Origin of the sequence: Aureimonas phyllosphaerae, assembly GCF_900113065.1 — a bacterium.
GTDB classification, from domain to species: Bacteria; Pseudomonadota; Alphaproteobacteria; order Rhizobiales; family Rhizobiaceae; genus Aureimonas; species Aureimonas phyllosphaerae.
In genome coordinates this window covers 15460-40302 of record NZ_FOOA01000001.1, presented here as the reverse complement: position 1 = coordinate 40302, position 24843 = coordinate 15460, and the positions used below count along the sequence as shown (strand labels likewise).

General features: G+C 66.1%; 26 protein-coding genes. 12 read left to right on the top strand and 14 right to left on the bottom strand.

Translation table 11 applies throughout. The features are described 5' to 3' along the window. Window positions 1-13: 13 nt before the first annotated feature. Genes minD through BM175_RS22595 form a run of 3 tightly spaced genes read left to right on the top strand, consistent with a single transcriptional unit; the run spans window position 14 to window position 1318 of the window. Window positions 14-829, top strand: coding sequence for a septum site-determining protein MinD (gene minD / locus BM175_RS00220; RefSeq protein ID WP_090957980.1), 816 nt, complete (start codon window positions 14-16; stop codon window positions 827-829). Beyond that, window positions 826-1095, top strand: coding sequence for a cell division topological specificity factor MinE (gene minE / locus BM175_RS00215; RefSeq protein ID WP_055887568.1), 270 nt, complete (start codon window positions 826-828; stop codon window positions 1093-1095). Before minD ends, minE begins: the two co-directional genes overlap by 4 nt. Window positions 1096-1153: 58 nt before the next feature. Further along, window positions 1154-1318, top strand: a complete 165-nt coding sequence (locus tag BM175_RS22595; protein ID WP_175526713.1) for a hypothetical protein — start codon at window positions 1154-1156, stop codon at window positions 1316-1318. A 63-nt stretch (window positions 1319-1381) separates the two neighbouring features. Here the strand turns inward: BM175_RS22595 and osmF are convergent, their stop codons facing one another. Continuing rightward, complete coding sequence (gene osmF, locus BM175_RS00210) at window positions 1382-2293, bottom strand: glycine betaine ABC transporter substrate-binding protein OsmF (RefSeq protein ID WP_090957978.1); 912 nt, start codon at window positions 2291-2293, stop codon at window positions 1382-1384. Window positions 2294-2505: 212 nt separating this feature from the next. On the opposite strand from osmF, the gene BM175_RS22590 reads away from it, so the two are divergent. Then, window positions 2506-2679 (top strand): hypothetical protein, encoded by a 174-nt coding sequence (locus BM175_RS22590; RefSeq protein ID WP_175526712.1) that lies wholly within the window; start codon window positions 2506-2508, stop codon window positions 2677-2679. Between the two features lie 72 nt (window positions 2680-2751). Next, window positions 2752-3096 carry a RidA family protein gene (locus tag BM175_RS00205; protein WP_090957975.1) on the top strand — a complete coding sequence of 115 codons (345 nt, stop codon included), beginning with the start codon at window positions 2752-2754 and terminating at the stop codon, window positions 3094-3096. Between the two features lie 42 nt (window positions 3097-3138). Here BM175_RS00205 and BM175_RS00200 read toward each other — a convergent pair whose 3' ends face one another. The 3 genes from BM175_RS00200 to BM175_RS00190 form a co-directional block, all read right to left on the bottom strand. Continuing rightward, window positions 3139-3996: a sugar phosphate isomerase/epimerase family protein gene (locus BM175_RS00200; protein WP_090957973.1), complete on the bottom strand. Its 858-nt coding sequence runs from the start codon at window positions 3994-3996 to the stop codon at window positions 3139-3141. Window positions 3997-4094: 98 nt separating this feature from the next. Continuing rightward, a complete protein-coding gene (locus BM175_RS00195) occupies window positions 4095-5624 on the bottom strand; it encodes an undecaprenyl-phosphate glucose phosphotransferase (RefSeq protein WP_090957971.1) in 1530 nt (509 codons plus the stop codon). 129 nt (window positions 5625-5753) lie between these two features. Further along, entirely contained in the window at window positions 5754-6314 is a 561-nt protein-coding gene (locus BM175_RS00190; protein ID WP_090957969.1) for a polysaccharide biosynthesis/export family protein, read from the bottom strand. Between the two features lie 184 nt (window positions 6315-6498). On the opposite strand from BM175_RS00190, the gene BM175_RS22585 reads away from it, so the two are divergent. Then, on the top strand, window positions 6499-8484 hold the full coding sequence (locus tag BM175_RS22585) for a GumC domain-containing protein (RefSeq protein ID WP_090957967.1): 1986 nt from the start codon (window positions 6499-6501) through the stop codon (window positions 8482-8484). Window positions 8485-8496: 12 nt separating this feature from the next. Here BM175_RS22585 and BM175_RS00180 read toward each other — a convergent pair whose 3' ends face one another. Then, complete coding sequence (locus BM175_RS00180; protein ID WP_090957965.1) at window positions 8497-8706, bottom strand: DUF2842 domain-containing protein; 210 nt, start codon at window positions 8704-8706, stop codon at window positions 8497-8499. Window positions 8707-8922: 216 nt separating this feature from the next. On the opposite strand from BM175_RS00180, the gene BM175_RS00175 reads away from it, so the two are divergent. Further along, entirely contained in the window at window positions 8923-9999 is a 1077-nt protein-coding gene (locus BM175_RS00175) for a COX15/CtaA family protein (protein WP_090957963.1), read from the top strand. 6 nt (window positions 10000-10005) lie between these two features. Here the strand turns inward: BM175_RS00175 and argC are convergent, their stop codons facing one another. The 4 genes from argC to rplM form a co-directional block, all read right to left on the bottom strand. Next, on the bottom strand, window positions 10006-10929 hold the full coding sequence (gene argC / locus BM175_RS00170) for an N-acetyl-gamma-glutamyl-phosphate reductase (protein WP_090957961.1): 924 nt from the start codon (window positions 10927-10929) through the stop codon (window positions 10006-10008). A 41-nt stretch (window positions 10930-10970) separates the two neighbouring features. After that, complete coding sequence (gene speB, locus BM175_RS00165) at window positions 10971-11933, bottom strand: agmatinase (protein WP_090957959.1); 963 nt, start codon at window positions 11931-11933, stop codon at window positions 10971-10973. A gap of 115 nt (window positions 11934-12048) precedes the next feature. Further along, on the bottom strand, window positions 12049-12525 hold the full coding sequence (rpsI, locus tag BM175_RS00160) for a 30S ribosomal protein S9 (RefSeq protein WP_055887538.1): 477 nt from the start codon (window positions 12523-12525) through the stop codon (window positions 12049-12051). Beyond that, the gene (gene rplM / locus BM175_RS00155) at window positions 12525-12989 is read right to left on the bottom strand and encodes a 50S ribosomal protein L13 (RefSeq protein ID WP_061934558.1); all 465 of its coding nucleotides are present in this window, start codon (window positions 12987-12989) and stop codon (window positions 12525-12527) included. Before rplM ends, rpsI begins: the two co-directional genes overlap by 1 nt. A 285-nt stretch (window positions 12990-13274) precedes the next feature. Between rplM and BM175_RS00150 the strand changes: the two genes are divergently transcribed. After that, window positions 13275-13619, top strand: a complete 345-nt coding sequence (locus BM175_RS00150) for a cupin domain-containing protein (RefSeq protein WP_090959008.1) — start codon at window positions 13275-13277, stop codon at window positions 13617-13619. Window positions 13620-13684: 65 nt separating this feature from the next. Here BM175_RS00150 and BM175_RS00145 read toward each other — a convergent pair whose 3' ends face one another. Further along, window positions 13685-14722, bottom strand: a complete 1038-nt coding sequence (locus BM175_RS00145) for an SOUL family heme-binding protein (RefSeq protein ID WP_090957957.1) — start codon at window positions 14720-14722, stop codon at window positions 13685-13687. A gap of 254 nt (window positions 14723-14976) precedes the next feature. Beyond that, on the bottom strand, window positions 14977-18294 hold the full coding sequence (locus BM175_RS00140; RefSeq protein ID WP_090957955.1) for a DEAD/DEAH box helicase: 3318 nt from the start codon (window positions 18292-18294) through the stop codon (window positions 14977-14979). A 147-nt stretch (window positions 18295-18441) separates the two neighbouring features. Between BM175_RS00140 and BM175_RS00135 the strand changes: the two genes are divergently transcribed. Further along, a complete protein-coding gene (locus tag BM175_RS00135) occupies window positions 18442-19266 on the top strand; it encodes a polyphosphate kinase 2 family protein (RefSeq protein WP_090957953.1) in 825 nt (274 codons plus the stop codon). A gap of 9 nt (window positions 19267-19275) precedes the next feature. Here the strand turns inward: BM175_RS00135 and BM175_RS00130 are convergent, their stop codons facing one another. Further along, window positions 19276-19683 carry a DUF4174 domain-containing protein gene (locus BM175_RS00130; protein ID WP_175526711.1) on the bottom strand — a complete coding sequence of 136 codons (408 nt, stop codon included), beginning with the start codon at window positions 19681-19683 and terminating at the stop codon, window positions 19276-19278. 130 nt (window positions 19684-19813) lie between these two features. On the opposite strand from BM175_RS00130, the gene pncA reads away from it, so the two are divergent. Next, entirely contained in the window at window positions 19814-20443 is a 630-nt protein-coding gene (gene pncA, locus BM175_RS00125) for a bifunctional nicotinamidase/pyrazinamidase (protein WP_090957949.1), read from the top strand. A gap of 18 nt (window positions 20444-20461) precedes the next feature. On the opposite strand, the gene BM175_RS00120 is transcribed toward pncA, so the two are convergent. Further along, window positions 20462-21049 (bottom strand): NADPH-dependent FMN reductase, encoded by a 588-nt coding sequence (locus tag BM175_RS00120; RefSeq protein WP_090957947.1) that lies wholly within the window; start codon window positions 21047-21049, stop codon window positions 20462-20464. Between the two features lie 99 nt (window positions 21050-21148). Continuing rightward, window positions 21149-22783 (bottom strand): peptide chain release factor 3, encoded by a 1635-nt coding sequence (locus BM175_RS00115; protein ID WP_090957946.1) that lies wholly within the window; start codon window positions 22781-22783, stop codon window positions 21149-21151. Window positions 22784-23005: 222 nt separating this feature from the next. On the opposite strand from BM175_RS00115, the gene BM175_RS00110 reads away from it, so the two are divergent. Continuing rightward, window positions 23006-23773: a FadR/GntR family transcriptional regulator gene (locus BM175_RS00110; RefSeq protein ID WP_090957944.1), complete on the top strand. Its 768-nt coding sequence runs from the start codon at window positions 23006-23008 to the stop codon at window positions 23771-23773. 61 nt (window positions 23774-23834) lie between these two features. Then, a complete protein-coding gene (gene denD, locus BM175_RS00105; RefSeq protein WP_090957942.1) occupies window positions 23835-24830 on the top strand; it encodes a D-erythronate dehydrogenase in 996 nt (331 codons plus the stop codon). The last annotated feature ends 13 nt before the right edge of the window (window positions 24831-24843 follow it).

Below are 24843 nucleotides of genomic sequence, written 5' to 3'. Positions count from 1 at the left end.
AGGACGGGCCCCAATGGCTGAAGTGATGGTGGTGACATCGGGCAAGGGAGGCGTCGGAAAGACGACCTCGACAGCCGCGCTCGGCGCCGCGCTGGCACAGAACGGCCAGAAGGTGGTGGTCGTCGATTTCGACGTCGGCCTGCGCAACCTCGACCTCGTGATGGGCGCCGAGCGCCGCGTTGTCTACGATCTGATCAACGTCGTCCAGGGCGACGCCAATCTCAACCAGGCGCTGATCCGCGACAAGCGCGTCGATTCGCTCTGCCTGCTGCCGGCCTCGCAGACCCGCGACAAGGACAACCTGACCCAGGACGGCGTCGATCGTGTGATGGATCAGCTCCGGTCGATGTTCGACTGGGTGATCTGCGACAGCCCGGCCGGCATCGAGCGCGGCGCGACGCTGGCGATGCGCCACGCGAACGTCGCCGTGGTCGTCACCAACCCGGAAGTCTCGTCGGTGCGCGATTCCGATCGCATCATCGGCCTCCTCGACTCCAAGACGCTGCGCGCCGAGAGCGGCGGCCGCATCGACAAGCATCTGCTTCTCACCCGCTACGACACGGCCCGCGCCGAGCGCGGCGACATGCTGAAGGTCGACGACGTCCTCGAGATCCTGTCGATCCCGCTTCTCGGCATCGTGCCGGAGAGCCCGGAAGTCCTGCGCGCCTCGAACCTCGGCACACCGGTCACGCTCTCGGATGCCGCGAGCGCCCCGGCCCGCGCCTACATGGACGCCGCCAAGCGTCTGATGGGTCAGACCATTCCGATGAACGTGCCCTCCGACAAGAAGGGTCTCTTCGGCAAGTTCTTCAACCGGAGGGCCGCATGAGCCTGTTCGGTTTCTTCCAGAAGCGATCGACCACGACGGCGCCCGCCGCGCGTGAGCGGTTGCAGGTCCTTCTGGCGCACGAGCGCGCCGAGATCGGCCAGAACGACCTCGTCGCCGTGCTGCGCGAGGAGATCCTTGCTGTGATCGCCAAGCATATGCCGGTCAACCGCGACAAGGTGAAGGTGAAGATGGACCGGGGCGAGCAAATCTCGACCCTCGAAGTCGACATCGAGCTGCCGCAGCTCGCGACAGCCGCCACGCACTGATCGACCGGCGGCATCACGCCGCCGGCCGACCTCCGCCATCGCGAAAAAGGAGATAGCGATGAACCGAGCCGAACTCCTCGTCCGCCTGCAGCGCGTGCAGCAGCTGCCGCAGATGCAGGGACGCAACATCCGCAGCATTGCGGCCGTGCTCTCGACCGAGGCACTGCTCAAGCATGTCGAGGTCTGCGAAGCGCAGGCCGAGAAGGCGGCGATCCGCCAGTGACGAAAAGGGCCCGGCAGCGACGCTGTCGGGCCCTTTCTTTTACGAGGCAACGCCTTGGCGGCGTTACTTCATCAGGTTCTTCGAGCGGAGATAGGCTTCGGCCACCGCCTTCGCCGGTTCGCCGCCGACCTGGACGCGTCCGTTGAGTTCCTGCAGCGTCACGAGGTCGAGACCCTCGAACACGGGCTTCAGGAGGTCGGCGATCTGCGGATTGGCCTTCAGCACGTCCTCGCGCACGATCGGCGCCGGCTGGTAGACCGGCTGGACGCTCTTGTCGTCTTCCAGAACGACGAGGCCGGACGGGGCGATGCCGCCATCGGTGCCGTAGACCATCGCGACGTTGACGCCGTTGGTCCCTTGCGCCGCCGCGGCGATTGTGGCCGCCGTGTCGCCGCCGGACAGCGTCAGCAGCTGGTCCGGCTTTAGCTGGAAGCCGTAGGCGGTCTGAAACGAGGGCAGCGCCGACGCCGAATTGACGAACTCGGCCGAGGCCGCGAGCTTGGCCGCACCGCCGCCCGCAATCCATTTGCCGAAGTCCGACAGAGTGACGAGCTTGTTCTCGTCCGCCACGTCCTTTCGCGCCGCCATGCCCCAGGTGTTGTTCGCGGGCGAGGGCGTCAGCCAGACGATCTTGTTGGCGTCGTAGTCGAGCTTCTTGGCTTCTTCGTAAGCCTTCGCCGCGTCCTTCCAGAGCGCGTCGTCGGCCTTGTTGAAGAAGAAGGCCGCGTTCCCGGTGTATTCCGGATAGATGTCGATCTCGCCGGCTGTGATCGCGTTGCGCACGACCGGCGTTCCGCCGAGCTGGATACGGTCCGTCGTCTCAATGCCGGCGTTCTGGAGCACCAGAAGGATCATGTTGCCGAGGACGCCGCCTTCGGTGTCGATCTTCGAGGACACGACGACCGGCGCGGCAAGTGCCGTCTGCGACAGCAACACTGCCGCCGTCAGGGCGAGCGCAAAAGACTTCAGACGCATGACCGTTACATTCCCCTCGCGCTTCGCGCCGGGGATCGGCTGCGCGCCCTTCGGATTCTGTCGCCGAAGCGGGCGTTCTCAAGGGGCGAGGCGCAAGGAAGTTCCCATGCGACGACAGGGTGCGCCGCTTTGCCGCCTCAAAATCTTAACAGACTCGGAACCGAACCCTGATCCGCGGATTCCGCGAACTGGACAAAGGAAGGGTGGGACACATGAGCACGACCGATATCATCGAGGCCTACGAGGCCGGTCTGATCACGCGTAACGAGGCGATCGAGCAGGGGCTCGTCGACGATCTGAACCAGCTCTACAAGCGCGACGCCCAGCCCGCCGGATGGTCGCCCCGCGACCGTCAGGCGACGGCGCGGATCCACGCGGGTCGCTGACCCCGGCCGCTGTCCAAGCCGACCGGCACGCCGTATGAAGCTCTCGCAGAACCGAACGATTCGGAGAGTTTCATGAGCATTCGTCGCATCGAGCCCGGCCGTCGCATGAGCGCCGCCGTGGTCCACGGCAACACGGTCTACCTCGCCGGTCAGGTCGGCAATCCCGGCGAGGACGTCTCCAAGCAGACCGAGACCGTGCTCGCCGAGATCGACCGCCTGCTGGCCGAGGCTGGTTCGGACAAGTCGAAGATCCTGCAGGCGACCATCTGGCTCGCCGACATGAAGGACTTCGCCGCCATGAACGCCGTGTGGGACGCGTGGGTCGATCCTGCCAATCCCCCGGCGCGCGCGACGGGCGAGTCGGCTCTGGCCGCACCGGAATACCGCGTCGAGATCATTGTCGTCGCGGCGATCTGATCCTGCAGGGCGGAGGCTTCGGGCCTCCGCCTTGCTTCGTCCTTACGAGATCAGGCCGTACTGGTGCGCCTTGTTGCGCAGAAACGGAAGGCCTTCGCCCAGCACGATCTCGCGCGCGGGCGCCACGGGCCGCCACACCGACAGCGCGGCGGCGAGCGCCGGCGGAACGGTGATGAAGCTTTCCATCGCCATGCCGCCCTTGAAGCCGATGGCCGCGAGGGCGCCGAAGACCTCGTCCCAGGCTACGGTGTCGGCACCCGGCGTGCCGCGGTCGCTGGCCGACAGGTGGATGTATTTCAGGTGCTCGCGCGCGGTCAGGATGCCGTTCGCGATGCCCTTCTCCTCGATGTTCATGTGATACGTGTCGAGGTGGACGAAGAGGTTGGGCGCGCCCACCCGCTCCACCATGTCCACCGCCTGCCGCGCGGTGTTGAGGATGTGGTTCTCGTAGCGGTTCACGGCCTCGAGGCCGTAGAGCATGCCGAGATCGTTGGCGTAGTTCGCCGCCTTCTCGACGATGCGTGCGGTCGCGTCGATTTCGTCCTGCGTCGGCGGGAAGCCCGTGCGCTGTCCGATGCCGCCATAGACGACGCCGCTCAGCGCCTTGGCGCCGATCGCCTTCGACTGGTCGAGCGCGATCTTCAGGTACTCCCAGGCGCCCTCGGGATTGTTGGTCGGCAGGCGGTCGAGCGGCATGCCCAGCGAGCAGACGCAGTCGACCTCGTGCCGCTCGAGAAGCGCGCGCGTGTGCGCGGCATCGATGACGCGCGGGTCGGGAATGGTGATCTCGAGGAAGTCGATCCCGTACTTCACCGCTTCCGGGATCGCGAACTCCGCCGCCGCGTGGTCCCACTCCATCGACCACATGGCCGTGTGGACGCCAAATCCCTGTACGCTCATCGCTGAAATCCTCCTCGTCGACGATCGCTTCGTATCGCACGGACGAGGAGGCGGAAGAACGCGTGATTTGGCAGGAGCCTGCGCTTTTTTGGCCGCCGTCAGTACGCGCCCTTGGGGTTGAGAAGGCTGTAGGGCGTGGCGAACAAGATGTAGAGGTCGAGGAGCAGCGACCAGTTCTCGATGTAGAAGAGATCGTGTTCGAAGCGCTTCTGCAGCTTCACGTCGTCGTCGATCTCGCCCCGCCATCCCTTCAGCTGCGCGTAGCCGGTAATGCCGGGCTTCACCTTGTGGCGACCAAAGTAGCCGTCGACGATCTCGGTGAAGGTGACCTGCGTGCTGGATTGGGCATGCACGGCATGCGGGCGCGGGCCGACCAGCGACAGATTGCCGATCAGGACGTTGAAGAGCTGCGGCAGTTCGTCGATCGACGAGCGGCGGATGAAGCGGCCGACGCGGGTGACACGCGGGTCTCCCTTGGTCACCAGCTTGCGCGCGGTCGGATCGGCCATGTCGTGCCGCAGCGAGCGGAACTTCCAGACGAGGATTTCCTCGTTGTTGAAGCCGTGCCGCTTCTGCCGGAAGAAGACGGGGCCGGGCGTGTCGAGCTTGATGGCGATGGCTGTGACGACCATGATCGGCGCGACCGCGATCAGAGCGGCAATGCCGAAGACGAGATCGAAGCCGCGCTTGGCGACCTGGTTCCAGTCGGCGATCGGACGATCCATCACGTCCAGCATCGGCACGTCGCCCATGTAGGAATAGGAGCGCGAGCGGAAGCGCAGGTTCTGCGACAGCGCCGAGATCCGGATGTCGAGAGGCAGGACCCAGAGCGACTTGAGGATCGTCAGGATGCGCTTCTCGGCCGACAGCGGCAGGGTGACGACCAGCATGTCGATCTTGGCGATGCGCGCGAACTCGGTGAGCTCGGCGATCGTGCCGAGCTTCGGATAGCCCGCGACGAGCGGTGGCGAACGGTCGCCGTCGCGGTCGTCGAAGATGCCGCAGATGCGGATATCGCTGTCAGGGACGGCGTCGAGCTGCCGGATGAACTGCTCGGCCGCGCCGCCGCCGCCGACGAGTACCACGCGGCGCTCCAGCCGACCCGTGCGGCTCCAGTGCCGGATGCGGCGGGCCAGAATGCGCCGTCCGAGCGTCAGCGCGCCGATCGAAACTGCGGCGTAGGTCAGGAGGCAGGCGCCGAGCGGCGCGTCGAGGCTGCCGGTCCAGGCTGCGCAGGGAACCGTCGCGGCGATCCCGGCCACCATCGCGAGCGCGACGCGCACCGGCTGGCGTCGCTGCGATCGAAGCTGCGAGGGTTCGTAGCCGTGGAGAAGCGCGAGCGTCGCGATCGCCAGCCCGGAGAGAGGCAGTGCGAGGGGGGCGTCTGCAAGACGGCCGTAGGCGGAAAATATTGTGATCGCGATGATCAGCAGCACCGCGAACTCGCCAAGGCCGAACAGGCCGGAGAGGAGTCGCGGCGACAGGACGTTCTTGTTGAACTGCTCGGCGATGCGTCGAGCATGCGGATTAAGAACGCTTACCTCGACGAGGCGCGGCGGGTGATCGGGTTGAAACGTTCGAATCGCTTCACGCGCGAAAAGAGCCTGTTCGCTCCGCTTCAAAGCCATGATCGAGAGTCCCCGTCGTATGGCGCGATCCTGGATCGTGCTCGACTGGCACACTCTCATCGATAGGCTAATGAAGGCTCACAACAATAGACATCATTCGAAGGAGTTGGCGAATTCTTGGCCGGCTGACTAGAACAGACGCTCTCGGATCGTCACCGTATCGCCTGGCAGCACGGGGTCGGACAGGACGACGCGACCCGTGATCACCTGGCCGTTGACCTGACGCGTGATGTCGACGGTGCGCTTTTCGGCCCGCGGCGAGAAGCCGCCGGCGATCGCCACCGCGTTCTGAACCGTCATGCCTGGAACGTAGGAATACTGCCCACCCGTCGCGACCTCGCCCATGACGAAGAACGGACGATACTGCTCGACCTGCACCGAGACGTCGGGATCGCGCAGGAAGCCGTTGCGCAGGGCCGCCGTGATGGCGCTGCGCACCTCGTCGGGTGTCTTTCCGCGCGCCGGCACGGAGCCGATCAGCGGAAGCGACAGGTAGCCGGCCTTGTCGACGGCATAGATCGCGCTGAGGCTGTCCTGCTCGAAAACGGTGACGCGCAGGCGATCGCCCGCGTCCAGGCGATATTCCTGATTCAACGCGGCATGAAAGGCTTCCGGCGGTGGAGGGGTCGTCACGCAGCCGCCCAGAAGGCTGGCCGATAGCGCCACGAGGGCTGCGCGTGCGACTCGCATGGTGGTCTCCGGGAGCGTGGCGGGCGGGGAGGCCGACGCCTCGTTTCAGGCTCAAACCTATGAGCAACGTGGTTAATTAACCGTAAAAACGATGCTGCATTGCTTGGAGAAGCGGTGACCTTATCCTGTGGACGTAGCGGAAGGCCGACCAAGAGGAGTCGTTCTGGACCGAAGGGGAAGCCGAATGGCCAGTGCGGACGAGCGGATCGATGAGGAGCGAGGCATCGCCCACGCCCTTTGGTCGAACCGCAACCGTATCCTGGCTTCGACCGCTGCGCTGGGCTTTGCGGCGTTCGCGGCTGGATCGCTCGTGCCGCCGGTCCAGCAGGCCACGGTGCGCCTGTCCGCCCCCCCGGAAGTGTCGGCGCGCTGGGATGATGCCACGTTGCAGCGCGTTGTCTCCGAAGCGCCGCGTCGACCGGAGCCGTCTCGATCGGCGGTCCTGTCGGCGTGGCTTGAACTGCTGAATCAGACCGAGGGCGACCGTGCTGAAACGGGTGCTGAACGTCGGCCGGACGGGTCGGTCGAGGTCTGGGCGCGGGACCGGCAGGCGGAGATCGCGCGAGCGCACGCCGAGGCGCTGGCGGAGCAGTTGATCGCCGACCTCGACCCGGTCGTTGCCGATGTCTCGACGCCTGCGGGAAAGCCGGTTCCGCTGCCGGCCCCGCCGCCGGAGACGTCGCAGCGGAATGGTGCGATCGAAGCCTTGGACGCGTCCATCGCGTCGGCGCGCGCGACCCTGGCCAGTGCCGAAGACCGCCAGGCTGCGCTGCCGCCTCCGCGGCCGTCCGATCAGGCGAAGACGTCGAGCCGTTCGTCGCAGGATGCGGCCAACCGCAACGCGCTGAGTCTTCGCCGGGACCTCGAAGGACTGGTGCGCTTCGCACGCTCGTTGCCCTCGGCGGCCCCGAGCGACGCGCCTGCCAGCCTTCGTGAAAGCGAGGAGTGGCGGACCTGGCGCAACGCGCGCGTGCAGCGCGACACGGTCGCCACCCAGATCACGGAGCTCTCGCGCACGCTTCTCGACGGGCATCCGCGCATGGCGACGTTGCGCCTTCGCCTCGACGATCTGAATTCCGAACTCGACGAGGCGCGTGATCGACTGGCGACGGCGATCCAGCGGAGAATCGGCGGGCTTCGCCGAAATCTGGTGAACACCGAGCAGGCGATTGCGCAAGACGCGGCTGCCTCGAAGGCAGACCAACAGGCGACTGCCGCGCGTGCCGAGGTCGAAGCCGAGGTCGCGGCCGCCCGGCAGACGCTCGACGCCTTATTGTCGGCGCGCGCCGCCGCGGTCGCCGCCACTCCCGTCGCGCCGACACCGGAGCCTGTCGTCCCGCCCGTGGTGAACCAGCCTGCGGTACCTCAGCAAAAGCCGGCTGTTTCGATGGACGTGACAGTCCGGGAGCTTCGACCGAACATCTGGCCCATCGTCGCCGGGTCGGCAGCATTCGGCTTCATCGCCGCCTCGCTTCTTGCCATCTTCGCGTCCCCTCGCGGCGTCTTCGCTCCGGCGGCTTTCCCGCAGAACGCGCCGGCCCGCACACGGCGGGGTGCTACGGCCTCCGCCGGGAGCGCTGCGATCCCGCACCCGCAAGCGCTGGGGATCGACATCACGCCGGCCGACGAATTGATCGCCGGGATTCTCGCCAGCGAAGTCAGCCGCGTGGTGATCGTTCCGGTCGCGGAAGACGAGCGGCCGGTTGCCGTCGAGATCGTGCGCCGGCTCTCGCTCCGCGGATCGCAGGCAGCGCTTCTCGACCTCAGCGAACGACAGCTCGCGGCCCGGGCGATGGGTGTAGAGGACGGCTCGCTCGGCGTTTCCGACATGATCGCCGGGGAGGCGACGTTCGCCGAGATTGCCCGCCGGGACGTCCCCACGCAGGCCGAGGTCTTCGGTCGCGGTCAGGCGGTGATCGGGGAGGCGGCATTCCTCGCGATGGAACGACGCAACGTTCTCGACTTCATCGAGCGAAACTTCGAGGTGCTGCTCGTCGTCTGCGGCGGCGTCGCGCCGGAGACTGTGAAGTCCCTGCTGACGCCGGATGCGGCCTTGGTGGTCACGGTCGACGGTGAGGACGAAGCGATCGTCACGGCCGGGATCAGGCGCCTGCGCGAAGCCGGATTGTCCGACATGATCCTTGCCAACGGGCGGCAGTTCGCCCTCTGAGCGACGATGAGCTTAAGCCTTCGGCTCCCGCTGCATCCAACTGATGACGAACATCGCGGGGACGATCCAGAACAGGCCGGTGATCAGGAAGTACAGGAGATGCACCCAGCCCGGTGCATCGGCGAGGCGCAGCGAGGCAAACGCGGTGGCGACGACGGCGTAGATCACGACGAGCGCCAGTAGAATAACGACGCCGATGAGCTTCTTCAGACGGACGGGCATGCGGGTCTCGCTCGGGATGGTTCGCCGGTGTCCTCGCAAGTTCCGGCGGCAGCGGCAAGCGGGTAGGACAATATGATCCTTGCCATTGCGCTCGCTTCGTAACACATCACGTCGCAAGAAGCTCGGCGCCGACGCTCGGATCGGTGCGCGTCGCCGAGCCGTCATTCCAGAAGGGACGGTTCCGCGCCGTGGCGCCGGAGGCCGTCAGCGAGTTCCATGACGACCCTGACCGACGCAACCTTCGTTCCGCCCCGCATCGCCGACAATCGGCGCCTGATCCGCATCTGGCTCTATGTCATCGCCGCCATGGTCATGGCGCTGGTCGTGGTCGGCGGGGCGACGCGGCTGACGGAATCGGGGCTTTCCATCACCGAATGGAAGCCGATCCACGGTGTGGTGCCGCCGCTGTCGGACACGGAATGGCAGGAGGAGTTCGACCTCTACCGTCAGATCCCGCAGTACCAGCAGATCAACCGCGGCATGGCGCTGTCGGAGTTCAAGGTGATCTACTGGTGGGAATGGTCTCACCGGTTTCTGGCGCGGTCCGTCGGCATCGCCTTCGCACTGCCGCTCCTGTTCTTCTGGGTTACCGGGCGGATCGAGCCCTGGCTGAAGCCGCGCCTCGTCGGCCTTCTGGCGCTCGGCGGCCTCCAGGGCGGCATCGGCTGGTGGATGGTGGCCTCTGGCCTTGTCGAGCGCACCGACGTCAGCCAGTACCGGCTGGCCGTCCACCTGACCATGGCCTGCATCATCCTGACGGCGACGCTCTGGATCGCGCGCGGCCTCGTCAACCGACCGACGGAACGGGCGCCGACGGACCACTCCTATCTCGTCGGCTTCCTCCTGGTCGCGATGGTGCTGTTCCAGATCTATCTCGGCGGCCTCGTCGCAGGGCTCAACGCCGGCCTCAGCTACAACACGTGGCCGCTGATGGATGGGCAGGTGATCCCGTCCAATCTCCTTGCGATGACGCCCACTTGGCGCAACTTCTTCGAGAACCCGATGACGGTCCAGTTCGTCCATCGCCTTGGAGCCTACGCGCTGCTGACGGTCGCGATCCTCCATGCGATCGCGGCGCGCCGGATGGCGCCGGGGTCGCACCACGCGCGGGGCGCGACATGGCTGGCGGTGGCGGTTCTGGCCCAGGCGATGATCGGCATCACCACGCTTCTGATGCACGTGCCGATCGATGCGGCCTTGATGCATCAGGCCGGTGCCCTCGTGGTGCTCGCGGGCGCGGTCTTCCACGCCCGCGGTCTCTTCGGCCGCTATCCGGTGCCGGCTGCGGCCTGATCGTCGTCAGGCCGACAGCATCAGGTCCATGTTCTGGACCGCGGCGCCCGAAGCGCCCTTGCCAAGGTTGTCTAGAACCGCGACGAGGTTGGCGCGCTCGCCGTCCTTCGAGCCGAACACATGAAGCACCATGCGATCGGTGCCCGCGAGTTCCGTCGCGTCGATGCGCTTCAACGCAGCGCTTTCCGCCAGCGAGGATACGGTCACGACCTCGCTGCCGGCATAGTGCGCCGCCAAAGCCTCGTGCAGCCGCTCGGCCGTGACCGTGCCGTTGAGCAGCAGCGGCACCTGAACGATCATCCCCTGCGGAAACTTGCCGACGGAGGGTGAGAACAGCGGATCGCGCGGAAGCCGTCCGTAGACCCGCATTTCCGGCAGATGCTTGTGGTTGAGGTCGAGCCCGTAGAGGAAGTGCGGCGCGGTGATCGCATCCTCGCGCGAGGGATCCTCCATCTGCGCGATCATCTGCTTGCCGCCGCCCGTGTAGCCCGACACCGCGTTCACGGTGATGGTCTCGCCGTCGGGCAGGAGGCCCGCATCGCGCAAGGGACGCACGAGCGCGATCGCGCCGGTCGGATAGCAGCCGGGATTGGCGACCAGACGCGCCGTGCGGATCGCCTCCGGCTGGCCGCGCGAAAGCTCGGCGAAGCCATAGGCCCAACCCTCGGCCGTGCGGTGCGCGGTCGACGTGTCGATGACGCGGGCCCGATTGTTGCCGCTAAGGAGCGCGACGGCCTGCCGCGCCGCGTCGTCGGGAAGGCAGAGGATCGCGATATCGGCCGAGTTCAGGAGATCTTCGCGCATCGCCTCGTTGCGCCGCTCCGCTTCCGGAATCGACAGGAGTTCGACGTCGTTGCGCCCCTCCATGCGCGAGCGGATCTGAAGGCCCGTCGTGCCGTGCTCGCCGTCGATGAAAATGCGGGGCTTCATGCTGCGCTCCGTCCTGAGAGGTGAAACTGCGGGCGCCGGGATCAGCGCGTCTTCTTTTCGGCGAGAAGGCCGAGGACGTACATCGCGATCGTCGCGCCGGCCACGGCTGTCATGTCGGCGTGGTCGTAGGGCGGCGAGACCTCAACGAGATCGGCGCCGACGATGTCGAGCTTTCCGAGCTGACGCAGGACGGCCAGCATCTTGGCGCTGCTCGGGCCACCCGCGACCGGCGTGCCGGTGCCCGGCGCAAAGGCGACGTCGAGGCAGTCGATGTCGAAGGTGAGGTAGCAGCGGCGGCCGCCGACACGCGCGGCGATACGCTCGGCGATGGCGGACGAGGAAAGGTCCTCGACCTCGTAGCCGTGCAGGATCTCGATGCCCCCGGTTTCCGGCGCGTGGGTGCGGATGCCGATCTGGATCGAGCTTTCGGGGTCGATCAGGCTCTCGCGTAGGGCGGCCGAGACGAAGGAACCGTGGTCGACGCGGGGGCGACCGTGCGTGTCGGTCGCGAGCGGCCACGTGTCCTGGTGCGCGTCGAAGTGGACGAGGCTGAGCGGTCCATGCTTGGCGGCATGCGCCTGCAGCAGGGGGAACGTGATCGAATGGTCGCCGCCCAGCGTCAGGAGGAAGCCGGTCTTTGCCAGAAGCGCCTCAGCCTCCGTCCGCATGGCGAGATGGGCGCGCTCGGGCAGTCGGTAATCCAATAGGCAATCGCCGTAGTCGACGACACCGAGCGCCTCGAAGAGGTCGGCGTGAAACGGATATTGCGGATCGTTGTCGAAGATCGCGGAGGCGCGTCGAAGCGCCTGCGGGCCAAAGCGCGTGCCGGGACGGTTGGAGACCGAGGCGTCGAACGGGATGCCCCATACCGTTACGTCCGAGCCCGCGACATCCTTCGTGAGCCGCCGGCGCATGAAGGACAAGGCACCGGCATAGGTCGGATCGCTCGCCGCGCCGATGGCTTGCGTCGCGGTGAAGGCGTGGTCGATCGTTTGTCCGGCCATGAAACAGTCTCCGTCGTCGGCGCCACAGATAGGGGAGAAGCGCGACGGCTTGAAGAACGAAAAAGGGCCCCGGTTTCCCAGGGCCCTTCGATCGGCGATCCAGCAGTGGAAGCGATTAGCGCTTCGAGAACTGGAACGAACGACGGGCCTTGGCGCGGCCGTACTTCTTGCGCTCGACGGTGCGCGAGTCGCGGGTCAGGAAGCCGCCCTTCTTGAGGACCGAGCGCAGGCCCGGCTCATAGTAGGTGAGGGCGCGCGAGATGCCGTGGCGAACCGCACCGGCCTGACCGGACAGACCGCCACCGGCGACCGTCACGACGATATCGAACTGGCCGTCGCGCGAAGCGGCGACGATCGGCTGCTGCAGCACCATCTGGAGAACCGGACGGGCGAAGTAGTCGACGTAGTTCTTGTCGTTGACCGTGATCTTGCCGGAGCCCGGCTTGACCCAGACGCGGGCGACCGCGTCCTTGCGCTTACCGGTCGCGTAGGCGCGGCCGTGAGCGTCGAGCTTCTGGACGCGCACCGGGGCGGACGAGGTCTCGGCGACGTTCGCGGAGCCCAGATCCTGCAGCGAATTCAGGTCGGCCATTATGCAGCCCTCGCGTTCTTGGAGTTCAGCGCCTTGACGTCGAACGCCTCGGGCGACTGGGCGGTGTGCGGGTGCTCGGCACCGGCATAGACGCGCAGGTTCTTGAGCTGGCGACGGCCGAGCGGACCGCGCGGCAGCATGCGCTCGACGGCCTTCTCGAGCACGCGCTCGGGGAAGCGACCCTCGAGGATCTCGCGCGCCTTGCGCTCCTTGATGCCGCCGGCATAGCCGGTGTGCCAGTAGTAGGTCTTGTCCTGGTACTTCTTGCCCGTGAACACGACCTTGTCGGCGTTCACGATGATGACGTTGTCGCCATCATCGACATGCGGGGTGAAGGAGGGCTTGTGCTTGCCGCGGAGGCGAAGCGCAACGAGGGAGGCGAGGCGACCGACAACGAGCCCTTCGGCGTCGATGACGATCCACTTCTTCTCCACCGTCTCGGACTTCTGCGAGAAGGTCTTCATGGGGGTATCCTTGGGTCGTTCATGGCGCGGGGCGGAACGAAACCTGCCCGCGGCGGAAAAAGCGCAGACCGGGCCGCGCTCCTTGACGGTCTCCATACACACGGGTTGAAACCGATGCAAGCGCTGAGAGTCGCCGAACGGCCGGTCTGAAAATCAAAATATCTAACAAAAACAACGTCATAGATTTGTGGTTATAAGATACCGTAAATTTGGTAACGGAATACCGCATAGACGCGACGTGGCTGCGAAGCGTAGACCAGCTGCTATCAGCCACAGGAGTTGCCGGTGAGCCATGCCATCCGCGTTGCAATCGACGGCCATGAACCCGAGATCTCGCGACCCTCATCGGAAAAGATCGTCGCGGGGGACCCCGTCCATCGGACCTGGAATCTCGAGGAACAGGAGGGCGGACTCTATGCGGGAATCTGGGAGTCGACGCCGGGCGAGTGGCGTGTGTCCTACGACGAGTGGGAGTTCTGCCAGATCCTGGAGGGCCATTCGGTCCTGACCGAAGAGGGCGGGGACGCGCGCGACCTTCGACCCGGCGACGCGGTGGTGATCCGGCCGGGCTTCAAGGGAACGTGGCGCGTGCTGGAGACGACCCGCAAGACCTACGTGATCCGCCTCTGATACGCCCAAACGAATAGGGCGCCCGCCGAAGCGGACGCCCATGTCTCAGGCAGAGCTGAGGAAGCTCAGCGCTCGACTTCGATCATGATCTCGTTGCGCTTCAGAAAGCCCGGCGTCCAGGGCGCGTCGTAGAAGGCGTAGATCGGGTCGCCCTTCTGCTTCAGGTTCTCATCGGAGATGTAGTTGTAGAGGGTCATCAGCTTCTTCGACGCCGTGGTGGCGGTGAAGTTGCCGCTGAAGCGGATCGCGACGACACGCTTGGCCGGCACCTCATGGATCGCCACGTCGTTGTTGTTCGGCGTCGGAAGGCTCGACTTGGTGTACTTCTTCGGCATGATGAAACGGATGGCCCAGCCCTTGGTGCGGCCCTCGCCCTCGGAGAGCTGCTGGAGCACCGGCACGGTCATCGCGATCTTCTTGCCCGAACGGTTGTTCGAGGCGATGTAGTCGTAGAGGCTCTCGAAGCCGCGACGACGGGCCTTCTCATGGTAACCGGTCTTAATCGTCTCAGCGACCACCAGTGCGTCGTAATCGCGGATCTCGATGTCGCCGTCCTTGCGAACGGTATCGAAGTCGGGCTCCTCGGCGTGGTCCGCGATCTTCTTCGTCACGTAGATCGCGCCGGCCACGGCAAGGATCGCGCCGCCCGCGATCAGCGCGGTCGAAACGTTCGGATTCTCGCGCAGATAGTCCTTGCTGCGCTGGTATCCGCGGCCCGTACGGAAGCTCGCCTGGTGACCCCAGGACGGCAACAGCGAGGATCTGGACGGCAGGTAGCGGCTGAGACCCGAAGCATGATCGGCAAGATCATGGGCGCCGTCGGATAGCGAACGGCGGGCGCTGTGGATCCCGGAGCGTGCGTCTTCGGTGGAGGGAAGGGACCAACCCGTCAGGAAGCTCGGGAGGTAGCGGGCATAGGACGGCTCGGCGGAAGCGTAGAGACGGTTGACCTCGCGCTCGACGGCGCGGCGCAGCTTCTCGGCCTTGGACGGGCGGGGGTGAAGCCTCTCGACGATCCGCGCCTCGACGTCCGAAAGCCGCTCGCCGATGTCGCCGATCGCGTCGCTGATCCGATCGTAGGCCGAAGGCTTATCGCGGAACATCTCGTTCTCCTTACTTCCACAAACAAGGTGCCGCGGCGGTCACGCAGGATGCGAGCGTGCGGCGCCGTTGTAACGTGGCGGGAGAAGCTTGGTTGCGACGCGAGGTGAAATCCGAACGGCAGCGAGAGGCTTAAATTTCCGTAAGCTTCGTCGCAACCATCGACCCCCGTAACCAATTAAAGGGCATCGGGTTTTTCATGGACCTGATACTCCAGCCAAACTGGGCGGCCTCTGTGCCGCCCCTTTTTTTGCCTTCATGAAGCGGGGGCGTCGATCGTCTCCAGCAGAATCCTGGCCGCAACGAAACGCTCGGCAACGGTGTCTCCTCCCTTCGGGGAGACAAGCTTCATGTCGCCCCACTTCCATCCCGCCGAAAGCTTCACCGCCGTGTGGCGTGCGGCATCGTCCTTGGTCCGGAAGGTCGCCGCTGTCCCTTTCGGGCCAGACGCCAGCTTGCTGACGCCCAGCTCGCGGCACCGGAGGCGGAGTTCGGCGGTCTTCAGGAGGATCTTGGTTTCCGGCGGGATCGGGCCGAAGCGGTCGTCGATCTCTTCCACGAGAAGCTCCAGCGAGGCCCGCTCGCGCAGCCGGTCGATGCGGCTGTAGAGATTGATGCGCGCCGCGGGATCCGGCACGTAGTCGGCCGGAACGGATCCGCTCGCGCCGAGCACGATATCGGGTGTCCAGTCGTCGTCGACAGGCTTGCCCTCAGCCACCGCAAGCGCGCGTTCGATGAGGTGGCGATAGAGGCTGAGGCCGACGAGCTGGAGATGTCCCGCCTGTTCTTCGCCGAGAAGTTCGCCCGCGCCCCGAAGGTCAAGGTCGCGGGTCGAGATCGTGAAGCCGGCGCCGAGGCCCGAGAGAGATTCCAGCGTACGCAGGCGCGACAGGGTTGTCTCGCCGAGATCGGATTTCGGGTCGGTCAGGAGGAAGGCCGCACCGCGACGCGATCCGCGGCCCACCCGGCCGCGCAGCTGATGCAGCTGGGCAAGACCGAAGCGGTCCGGGCGCCAAACGATCATGGTATTGGCGGCAGGCACATCGAGGCCGCTTTCGATGATGTTGGTGGCCAGAAGAACGTCGCCGCCGCCTTCGCCGAAGCGCAGCATCACCTCGTCGATCGTCTCCACCGGCAGCTTGCCGTGGACGACCGCGACCTCGAGTTCCGGCACGAGCGACTTCAGGCGCTCCGCCATCGGCGCGATGTCCTCGACGCGCGGACAGACGACGAAGCTCTGTCCCTGCCGCCGCTTTTCCCGCAGCAGGGCGTCGCGCACCAGATCGTCGTCGAAGTCTTTCAGGATCGTGCGGATGGGCCGTCGCAGGATCGGCGGTGTCGCGATGACACTGATCTCGTTCAGTCCGACGAAGCTGGCCTGCAGGGTCCGCGGAATGGGCGTCGCCGTCATGGTCAGGACGTGACCGCCCGGCGCAAGTTCCCTCAGGCGCGCCTTGTGGCGTGCGCCGAAGCGCTGCTCCTCGTCGATCACGACGAGCGCGAGATCCCTGAAGGCGACGTCGGCTGCACAGAGCGCATGGGTGCCGACGACGATGCGGATCTCGCCGCTCTTCAGGCCCTCCTTGACGCGCCGAACCTCATCGGGGGCGGACAGGCGGGAGAGATGAGCAACCTCGATCCCGAGGGCGCGGAAACGCCGGGCGGCCGAGCGCGTATGCTGCTGTGCGAGAACCGTCGTCGGCGCCACGATCGCCACCTGCCGGCCCGCGGAGACCGCTACGGCAGCTGCGCGAAGGCCGACTTCGGTCTTGCCGAACCCGACGTCGCCGCACACCAGCCGGTCCATCGGACGGCCGGATGCGAGATCCGCCAGAACCGCGTCCACTGCGGACGACTGATCCGGCGAAAGGGCATGCGGGAAGCCGGCGCAGAAGCGCTCGAAGGCTCGCCGCTCGGGTTTTAGGGCACGCGCCTTGGACCTGCGGCGGGCGCTCATCAAATCGACCATTCCCCGCGCGGTGTCCTGCACGCGCTGCAGTAGGTCGTTGCGCCGGTTGATCCAGCCCTCGCCCTTCAGGCGGTCGAGCTTCAGGTCTCCGGGATCGGCGCCGTAGCGCCAGAGCGCACCGATTTCCTCCATCGGAACCAGGAGCGAGGCGTCGTCGGCATAGGAAAGCCGCAATGCGTCCATGGTGCGGCCGTCGCGCTCGATCGTCTCCAGTCCGCGCAGGATGCCGACACCATGGTCGATATGCACCACGGCGTCGCCGATCTCGTAATCGTCGAGATGGCCAAGCAGCGCGGCGTGACCCTGGCTATGCGCGTTCGCGGCGTTGCGTCCACCGAGATCCTGAGGGGTGACGACGACCACGCCGCGGTCGCGCAGCACGAAGCCTTCGTTGAGCGGAAGCAGCATCGACCAGTTGCTGCCCGGCGGAGAGGCTTCGACGGTCGACCATCCGGTCGCACGCTCCCATTCGCCGCCGAGGTTCCGCCGGGCGCGTCGATGCCAGTCGTTGAGAAGGGGCCGCGAACCGGCGGCGATCACGACGCGCAATGGCGACTTGCCCTTGCCGACGAACGCGCGCAGGGCCGCCCAGGGCGCGCTCTCCGCAGCGAAGTTCGGAAGGCGCGCGACCGCTTCGACATCGTCTTCGGCCGGGTCGTCGATCACGGCCGCCAGACTGCCGGACACCTGCTCGCGCCATTCGGCCGGCGTGAGAAGAATCTTCTCCGACGTTGGTAACGTGGAGCGTGACCTCGAACCGGCCGCATCATGAGCTTCCTCGAAGGCCGCCTTCGCAGCCTCGAGAAAGGCCTCCGCGCGACGATCCGACCCTTCTTCGAGAAGAAGCTCGGTCGCGCCGAGATAGTCGAAGACCGTCTCGAGCTTCCGGCGACCCTTCGCCAGCCGAGCGTCGGTCACCGGCTCGGGCGCGGTCTCGTCCCCGATGATCTCGCTGGCGGGATCGACGATCAGGCACTCGATCTCGTCGATAGTCCGCTGGGTGACCGGATCATAGGACCGGATGGAAACGATCCGGCCTTCCTCGTGTTCGATGCGGCAGGGAAGCTCTCCGCCAGCGGGGAAGAAGTCCACGACCCGGCCGCGGATCGCCGCTTCGCCGGGTTCGTCGACGCGGTCGTCGAACAGGTAGCCAAGGCTTTGGAGGAACGGACGCATCGCCTTGACGTCGAACACGTCGCCGGCCCGAAACTCTTGGTGCAGCGTCTTCCAGATGGAGCGGGGCGGCACGCGCCTCAACAAGGCTTCCGCGGTGGTGACGACGATTTCCGGCAGGTTCCCGCGGTTGGTCAGCCAGCGCAGGACGCCCATGCGCTGTCCCATCACGGCGCGGGCCGGGGACAGGCCGTCATAGGGCAGGCAGTCCCAGGGCGGGAAGTAGGCGATCTTGGCGCCGGGCTCGAGCGCCCGCAGGATCGATGCGATGTCGCTGGCGCGACGCGCGGTCTGGGCAACGAAGACGAGAGGGGACTGAGGCGAGCGGCCCTTGCGATCGATCAGCCGGACAGCGGTCGCACCCACGGGATGCAGCGGCGAGATCGTCTCGGCGGCCGAAATGCGGGTGTCGAGGTCGACGGACTGGAGCATATTACGCATCACTCTTGGCGGCGAAAGCCGGATCGCGTGGGAAACGCGCGATGGGGGACTCCGATCCTCGCCGCCGGAAGCTGGTTCAATGTGTCGCCAACGATCGTGCGCCCGGTGCCGCGAGGCCGGGCGGCAGGGGAGCGACGAATGACCCATCACACGACCGACGCAGCTGGCTCGCATCGTCCGCTCGGGCGCCTCGACATGTCGAAGACGATCGAGAAGGACGAGTACGAGGACCGCCTGAAGGCGGTGCAGGTCCGATTCATGGAGATTCACCAGGCGTATCTCCATACTGGCGATGCGGCCGTCTGCGTCTTCGAAGGCTGGGATGCCGCGGGCAAGGGCGGGACGATCCGTCGGATGGCAGCCGTCATGGACCCACGGGGCTTCAAGGTCTGGCCGATCGCGGCACCCTCGCCAGAGGATTTGCGCCACCATTACCTCGCCCGCTTCTGGCAGCGCCTGCCGGGCAAGGGGGAAATCTGCGTCTTCGACCGCTCGTGGTATGGTCGCGTTCTCGTCGAGCGTGTCGAGGGCTTCGCCAAGCCGGCCGAATGGGGGCGGGCCTTTGACGAGATCAACGGGTTCGAGAAGCTGCTGACGGATGCGGGAACCCGCATCACCAAGGTCTTTCTCTACATCACGCCGGATGAACAGCTTCAGCGGTTCAAGGACCGGATGGAAGATCCGCTGAAGCGCTGGAAACTGTCCTACGAGGACTTTCGCAATCGGGAACGCTGGTCGGAATACGAGAATGCGGCCAACGAGATGCTGGAGCGCACATCGACCACCAACGCGCCCTGGCTCGTCGTCCCCGCCAATGACAAGCGCTACGCCCGCATCACGGTGCTGGAGCACATCGCCCACAAGCTCGCGGAGGGTGTCGACCTCAAGCCCGAGCCTGTCGGCAAGGAGATCGAGAAGCAGTTCGAGAAACTGCAAAAGCTGCACGAAAAGGAGACGCGCTGACGCGCTCCATCAGCGATCGAGCCCGGCACGCCGCATCGGCATGGCATCGACGACGGCATTGATTTCGTCGAGCGATGCGGGCGTGGGGGACGTCCATTTGACGCCGCCGTCAAGGCCGATCAGGACGGCGACGAAGGGGGCGTCGCCGAGGCCGGCGTCTCGGCGGAGCGCAGCTGCGGACAAACCCGTCGGCGACCTGCCCGCCAGCGTGCGAACCTCATCGCCGCGAACCGCGATCACGGTCATCTGCCGTTCCGAGAGGTCCCGGTCGCGCCCGCGCAGGAACGCCTCCTGCCGTTCGGCCTCCGCCGCGCCGGACTCGCTGGACACGATCAGCAGCACGCGGCTTTCCCAGCGCAGGGCATCCAGCGATGCCGCTGACGCCGCGATGCTGGAGGCCATCAGGATCGGGGCCACGAGGTGAAAGTCCATCGGTTCGCCTCCTCGAATGCTGCGAACAACGAGGCGACGACGCCGGTGTTCCTTGGCAGACGCGACGCGCACCCGTAAGCCTGTTCCAGGGATCGCGCTGGACGGAGAAGATCGTATGCCGGAGGCAGTGGGACGGCGAGACGCGCTGGTGGTCGTCGACGTGCAGAACGATTTCTGTCCGGGCGGAGCGCTCGCCGTGGCGGACGGCGACGCGGTGGTCCCGCTGGTCAACGCGCTGGCCCCGCGCTTTGCGATCGTCGCGCTGACGCAGGACTGGCATCCCGCCGGGCATATCTCGTTCGCCAGTACGCACGGACGCGATGCGTTCACGACGATCGAGGTCGCTTACGGAACGCAAGTCCTCTGGCCCGATCATTGCGTGCAGGGGACGCGCGGGGCCGAATTTCATCCCGAACTCGACGTGCCGAACGCTCACGCCATCGTGCGCAAGGGGCATCAGCTGGGAATCGACAGCTACTCGGGGCTCCGCGAAGCGGACCGCATCACGGTGACGGGTCTTGCCGGCTATTTGCGGGAGCGTGGCGCCGAACGGGTGTTCGTGTGCGGACTAGCCACCGATTTCTGCGTTGCCTGGACTGCCTTCGATGCGGCGGAAGCGGGCTGGCCGGTCTTCGTCATCGTGGACGCCTGCCGCGCGATCGACCTCGGTGGTTCGCTGGAGCGCGCGTTTGCCGAGTTCGACAAGCGCGGCATCCGTAGAATCGAGGCCTCCGACCTCGTGTGAGGCGGAAGCCTCGACGGGTCAGTTCGTCCCGTTGGCGTCGGCCTGCGCCGAGGTCTTCGGCTCCGAGGTGCGCTCGATCCACTTCACGAAGCGGTCGATGTAGCGCTGAAGGAACTCGCGAGTGTGGTCGTTGCGGATCGTGCCGTCCTCGGTGAAGTCCTCGGCCTTCCAGACGAGGTAGACCTCCGGCTGACCCATCAAGACGACGTCCACCACGTTAAGGACGCTCTTCAGGTGGTTCTGCCCGGCCGCCGCTCCCGTACCACCGGGAGAGGTCCCGACGAGACCGCCGGGCTTGGCGCTGAAGGCGTTCTGGCCGTAAGGGCGCGTGCCCCAGTCGATGGCATTCTTCAGGACGGCGGGGAAGGACCGATTGTACTCGGGCGTGACGAACAGAACCGCGTCCGCCGTCTCGATCTCCCGCTTCATGCGCAGAACGGCCTCCGGGACGTTCGGGAACAGATCGTCGTTGTACATCGGCACGTCGCCGAGTTCGACGATGCGAAAGTTCAGGCGCGGCGCGGCGAGCTTGCCGAGGGCCAGCGCCAGCTTGCGGTTGATCGATTCGCGGCGCAGCGAGCCGACAAGGACGGCGACGTCAGTCATGGGGACCTCCTGAAAAGTTGATCCCTATGTGCCGCTTCCGATTGTGCGCTGCAACCACCGTTGGCGGTCGCGTGTCGTGAACGGATCGTCGCCGATCCGTTAGGTGGCGACGAGTTCGCGCGTCTCGTCGAAGCGCAGGTCGGGATTGCGCTCCCGAGCGTAGCGCAGCTCCCAGTCACCCTTCGGCAGGAAGACGGGACGACCGTCCCGGTCCTCGGCCACCGACATCTTGTTCTCGTCGATGAAGGTCTTCAGCTTCTTCTCGTCGGGCGACGAGATCCAGCGCGCCGTGGAGAACGGCACGGGCTCGAAGCCGATGTCGGTCTTGTATTCCTGCTTGATGCGCGAGGCGAGGACGTCGAGCTGGAGAGGGCCGACGACGCCGACGATCCAATTCGAGCCGATGACCGGCTTGAAGACCTGCACAAGACCTTCTTCAGCCAGATCCTCAAGAGCCCGGCGCAACTGCTTCATGCGCATCGTATCTTCGAGCCGGACGCGGCGCATCACCTCCGGCGCGAAGGAGGGCAGGCCGGTGAATCGGAAGGTCTCGCCTTCGGTCAGCGTGTCGCCGACGCGCAACGTCCCGTGGTTCGGAATGCCGATCACGTCGCCTGCGAAGGCTTCCTCGGCGAGGTCGCGTTCCTGTGCGAAGAAGTAGATCGGGTTGTTGACCGCGAGGGGCTTTCCCGAACGCACGTGGTTCAGCTTCATGCCGCGCTTGAAGTGGCCGGAGCAGAAGCGGACGAAGGCGACGCGGTCGCGGTGGTTCGGGTCCATGTTGGCCTGAACCTTGAAGACGAAGGCCGAAACCGCGTTCGTGCGTGGATCGACCGGACCCTTGTCCGAGGGCTGCGAGCGCGGCGGCGGTGCGAAGCGCGCGACGATGCGCAGGAGCTGGTCGACCGAGAAGTCCCGCAGCGCGCTGCCGAAGACGACGGGCGTCAGGTGTCCCTGGCGATAGGCGTCGGCGTCGAAGGGCGCGTAGCCCTCGCGCGCGAGTTCCGCCTCTTCGCGAAAGCGGGTCAGGACGTGTTCCGGCACCATCGCGTCGAGTGCCGGATCGTCGATGCCGGTCATCTGCTTGACGCTGTCGCACGGTCCGCCAGCTCGCAGCGACGAATAGAGGTATTCGTTGGTGAAGAGGTCGTAGCAGCCATGGAAGTCGGAGCCCATGCCGACCGGCCAGACCTGCGGCGAGACGCTGAGCTGCAGCGCCTCCTCGACCTCGTCCATAACCTCGAACGCGTTGCGGCCCTCGCGGTCCACCTTGTTAGCGAAGGTGATGATCGGGATGTCGCGCAGCCGGCAGATCTCGAAGAGCTTGCGCGTCTGGCTCTCGATGCCCTTGGCGACGTCGACGACCATGATGGCGCTGTCGACCGCAGTGAGCGTTCGGTAGGTGTCTTCGGAAAAGTCGCTGTGGCCGGGCGTATCGAGCAGATTGAAGGTGATACCCTCGCGCTCGAACGTCATCACCGAGGACGTGACCGAGATGCCGCGCGACTGCTCGATTTCCATCCAGTCCGACCGGGCGCGCCGGTTCTCACCGCGCGCCTTGACGGCGCCGGCCATGTTGATGGCGCCACCGGCGAGCAAGAGCTTTTCGGTCAGCGTGGTCTTGCCGGCGTCCGGGTGCGAGATGATGGCGAAGGTCCGCCGCGCGGCGAAGCCCTTGGGTGCTGGCGAATCGCCTTGGCGGGCGCCTGTCGTGATGTCCGTTGCGGCGCTCATGGTCGCCCTTTCCCGATCGTCTGGGCACCGGCTCGGGCCGATGCCGAATTCTTTGCCCCTCCAATGACGGCTTACCTGAGCGATCGCAAGGGTTTCGCCGCTTCCTCTCTATCGAGGCCGAGCGCCACCGCAGCGCAGCACATGCGACCAATTGACAGACAAAACGACGCCTGAAAGGCTCAACTGGTCCGCTGGTCGTGCCAGTGGCCAGAGGTGGATCGCATGTCGCTGTCGGAATTCGTCCTGGAGAACACGCCCGAGCTGCGCGAGGCCATCGTGCGCCGGAACGTGCGGGACGTTGTGGCGGAAAAGATCGCGATGCTGATCGCGTCCGGCATCTTCAAGGTGGGCGACGATCTGCCGAGCGAGCGCGATCTCGCGGCCGCGCTGCAGGTGAGCCGCGAGTCGGTTCGCGGCGGTGTGCAAATCCTGGCGGCCAAGGGTCTGCTGGCCGTTCTGCATGGCGCCCGCACGCGTGTTCGCTCGGATGACGTCGGACCCGAGTTCCACCGATCGCGTGAACCGCGGCTGATCAACAGCTACGGTCTCGACGACGTTCATCAGGCTCGGCTCCTGAACGAACTCGTGGTGGTCGGCGACGCTGCCGGGCGGATGGACGAGGAAACGCTCCGCCTCCTCAACCAGTCCCTGAAAATGCAGGAGACCGCTCTCGAGGACCCTGTGCGGTTCCTCGTGCTCGACCGCGAGTTCCATCTGGCGATCTATCGCCGCTGCGCGAACCCGGTGCTGGCCGAATTCGTCGGCGACCTGTTCGGATACATGATGCAGCAGCGGCATCGCGCGGTCTCGGAGCCCGGTGCGATCGCTCGGAGCCATGCCGACCATACGAACATCGTGCGGGCGTTGGAGGGGCGGGATCGCGACGCGACGATGAGCGCCTTCGAGGTGCACATCCAAAGGATCTACGAAACGACGTTGCGTGTGATGGGCATGTCGCTCTCGCGCGGCGACGAGACTTACGCCGCATGACGGAATAGGCGCCGGCTGACCGCGGGGAGGCGGCATCCGGCGTAAAGGGGGAGGAAGAGGCATGAAGGTTCTGATCGTCGGCGCGGCCGGAATGATCGGGCGCAAGCTCGCCGAGCGGATCGCGGCCGACGGCGGGCTCGGCGGCCAGCCTGTCGAGCAATTGGTGATGGTGGACGTCGTCGAGCCGAAGGCGCCCGGCGGCAAGATTGCCGACATCGTCTGCAAGGCGATCGACGTTTCCGCGTCGGGAGCCACCGAGCCTCTGATCGCCGAGCGGCCGGACGTCGTCTTCCATCTTGCCGCGATCGTTTCGGGGGAGGCGGAAGCCGACTTCGAGAAGGGCTATCGCATCAACCTCGGCGGGACGCGTGACCTGTTCGACGCGATCCGGCACGAGCACGGGCGCTCCGGCTACAAGCCGCGCGTGGTGTTCGCCTCGTCGATCGCCGTGTTCGGCGCACCCTTCGACGCGCGAGTGCCGGAGGATTTCGCACTGACGCCGCTGACGAGCTACGGTACGCAGAAGGCGATCGGCGAGCTGCTCCTCGCCGACTACACCCGTCGCGGCTTCTTCGACGGCGTGGGGCTTCGTCTGCCCACGATCTGCGTGCGCCCCGGCGCTCCCAACAAGGCCGCGTCCGGCTTCTTCTCCAACATCCTGCGCGAGCCGATGTCGGGCAAGGAAGCCGTGCTGCCGGTGGCCGACACAGTGCGCCACTACTTCGCCAGCCCGCGCGCGGCGGTCGGCTTCTTCCTCCATGCCGCGACGATGGACACCAGCGCGATCGGGCCCCGGCGCAACCTCAACATGCCCGGTCTCTCCGCGACGGTCGGCGACGAACTGGACGCGCTGCGCACCGTGGCTGGAGACGCAGCCCTGTCGCTGGTGAAGCAAGTGCCGGACGAGACGATTATCCGCATCGTCGACGGCTGGGCGCCGGATATCGAGGCGAAGCGTGCGCGAGACCTCGGCTTCACCGTCGAGGATTCCTTCGAGGAAATCGTGCGTGCGCATATCGAGGATGAACTCGGCGGCTCCGTTCGGGCCCCGGCCTGACGAATGACGACGA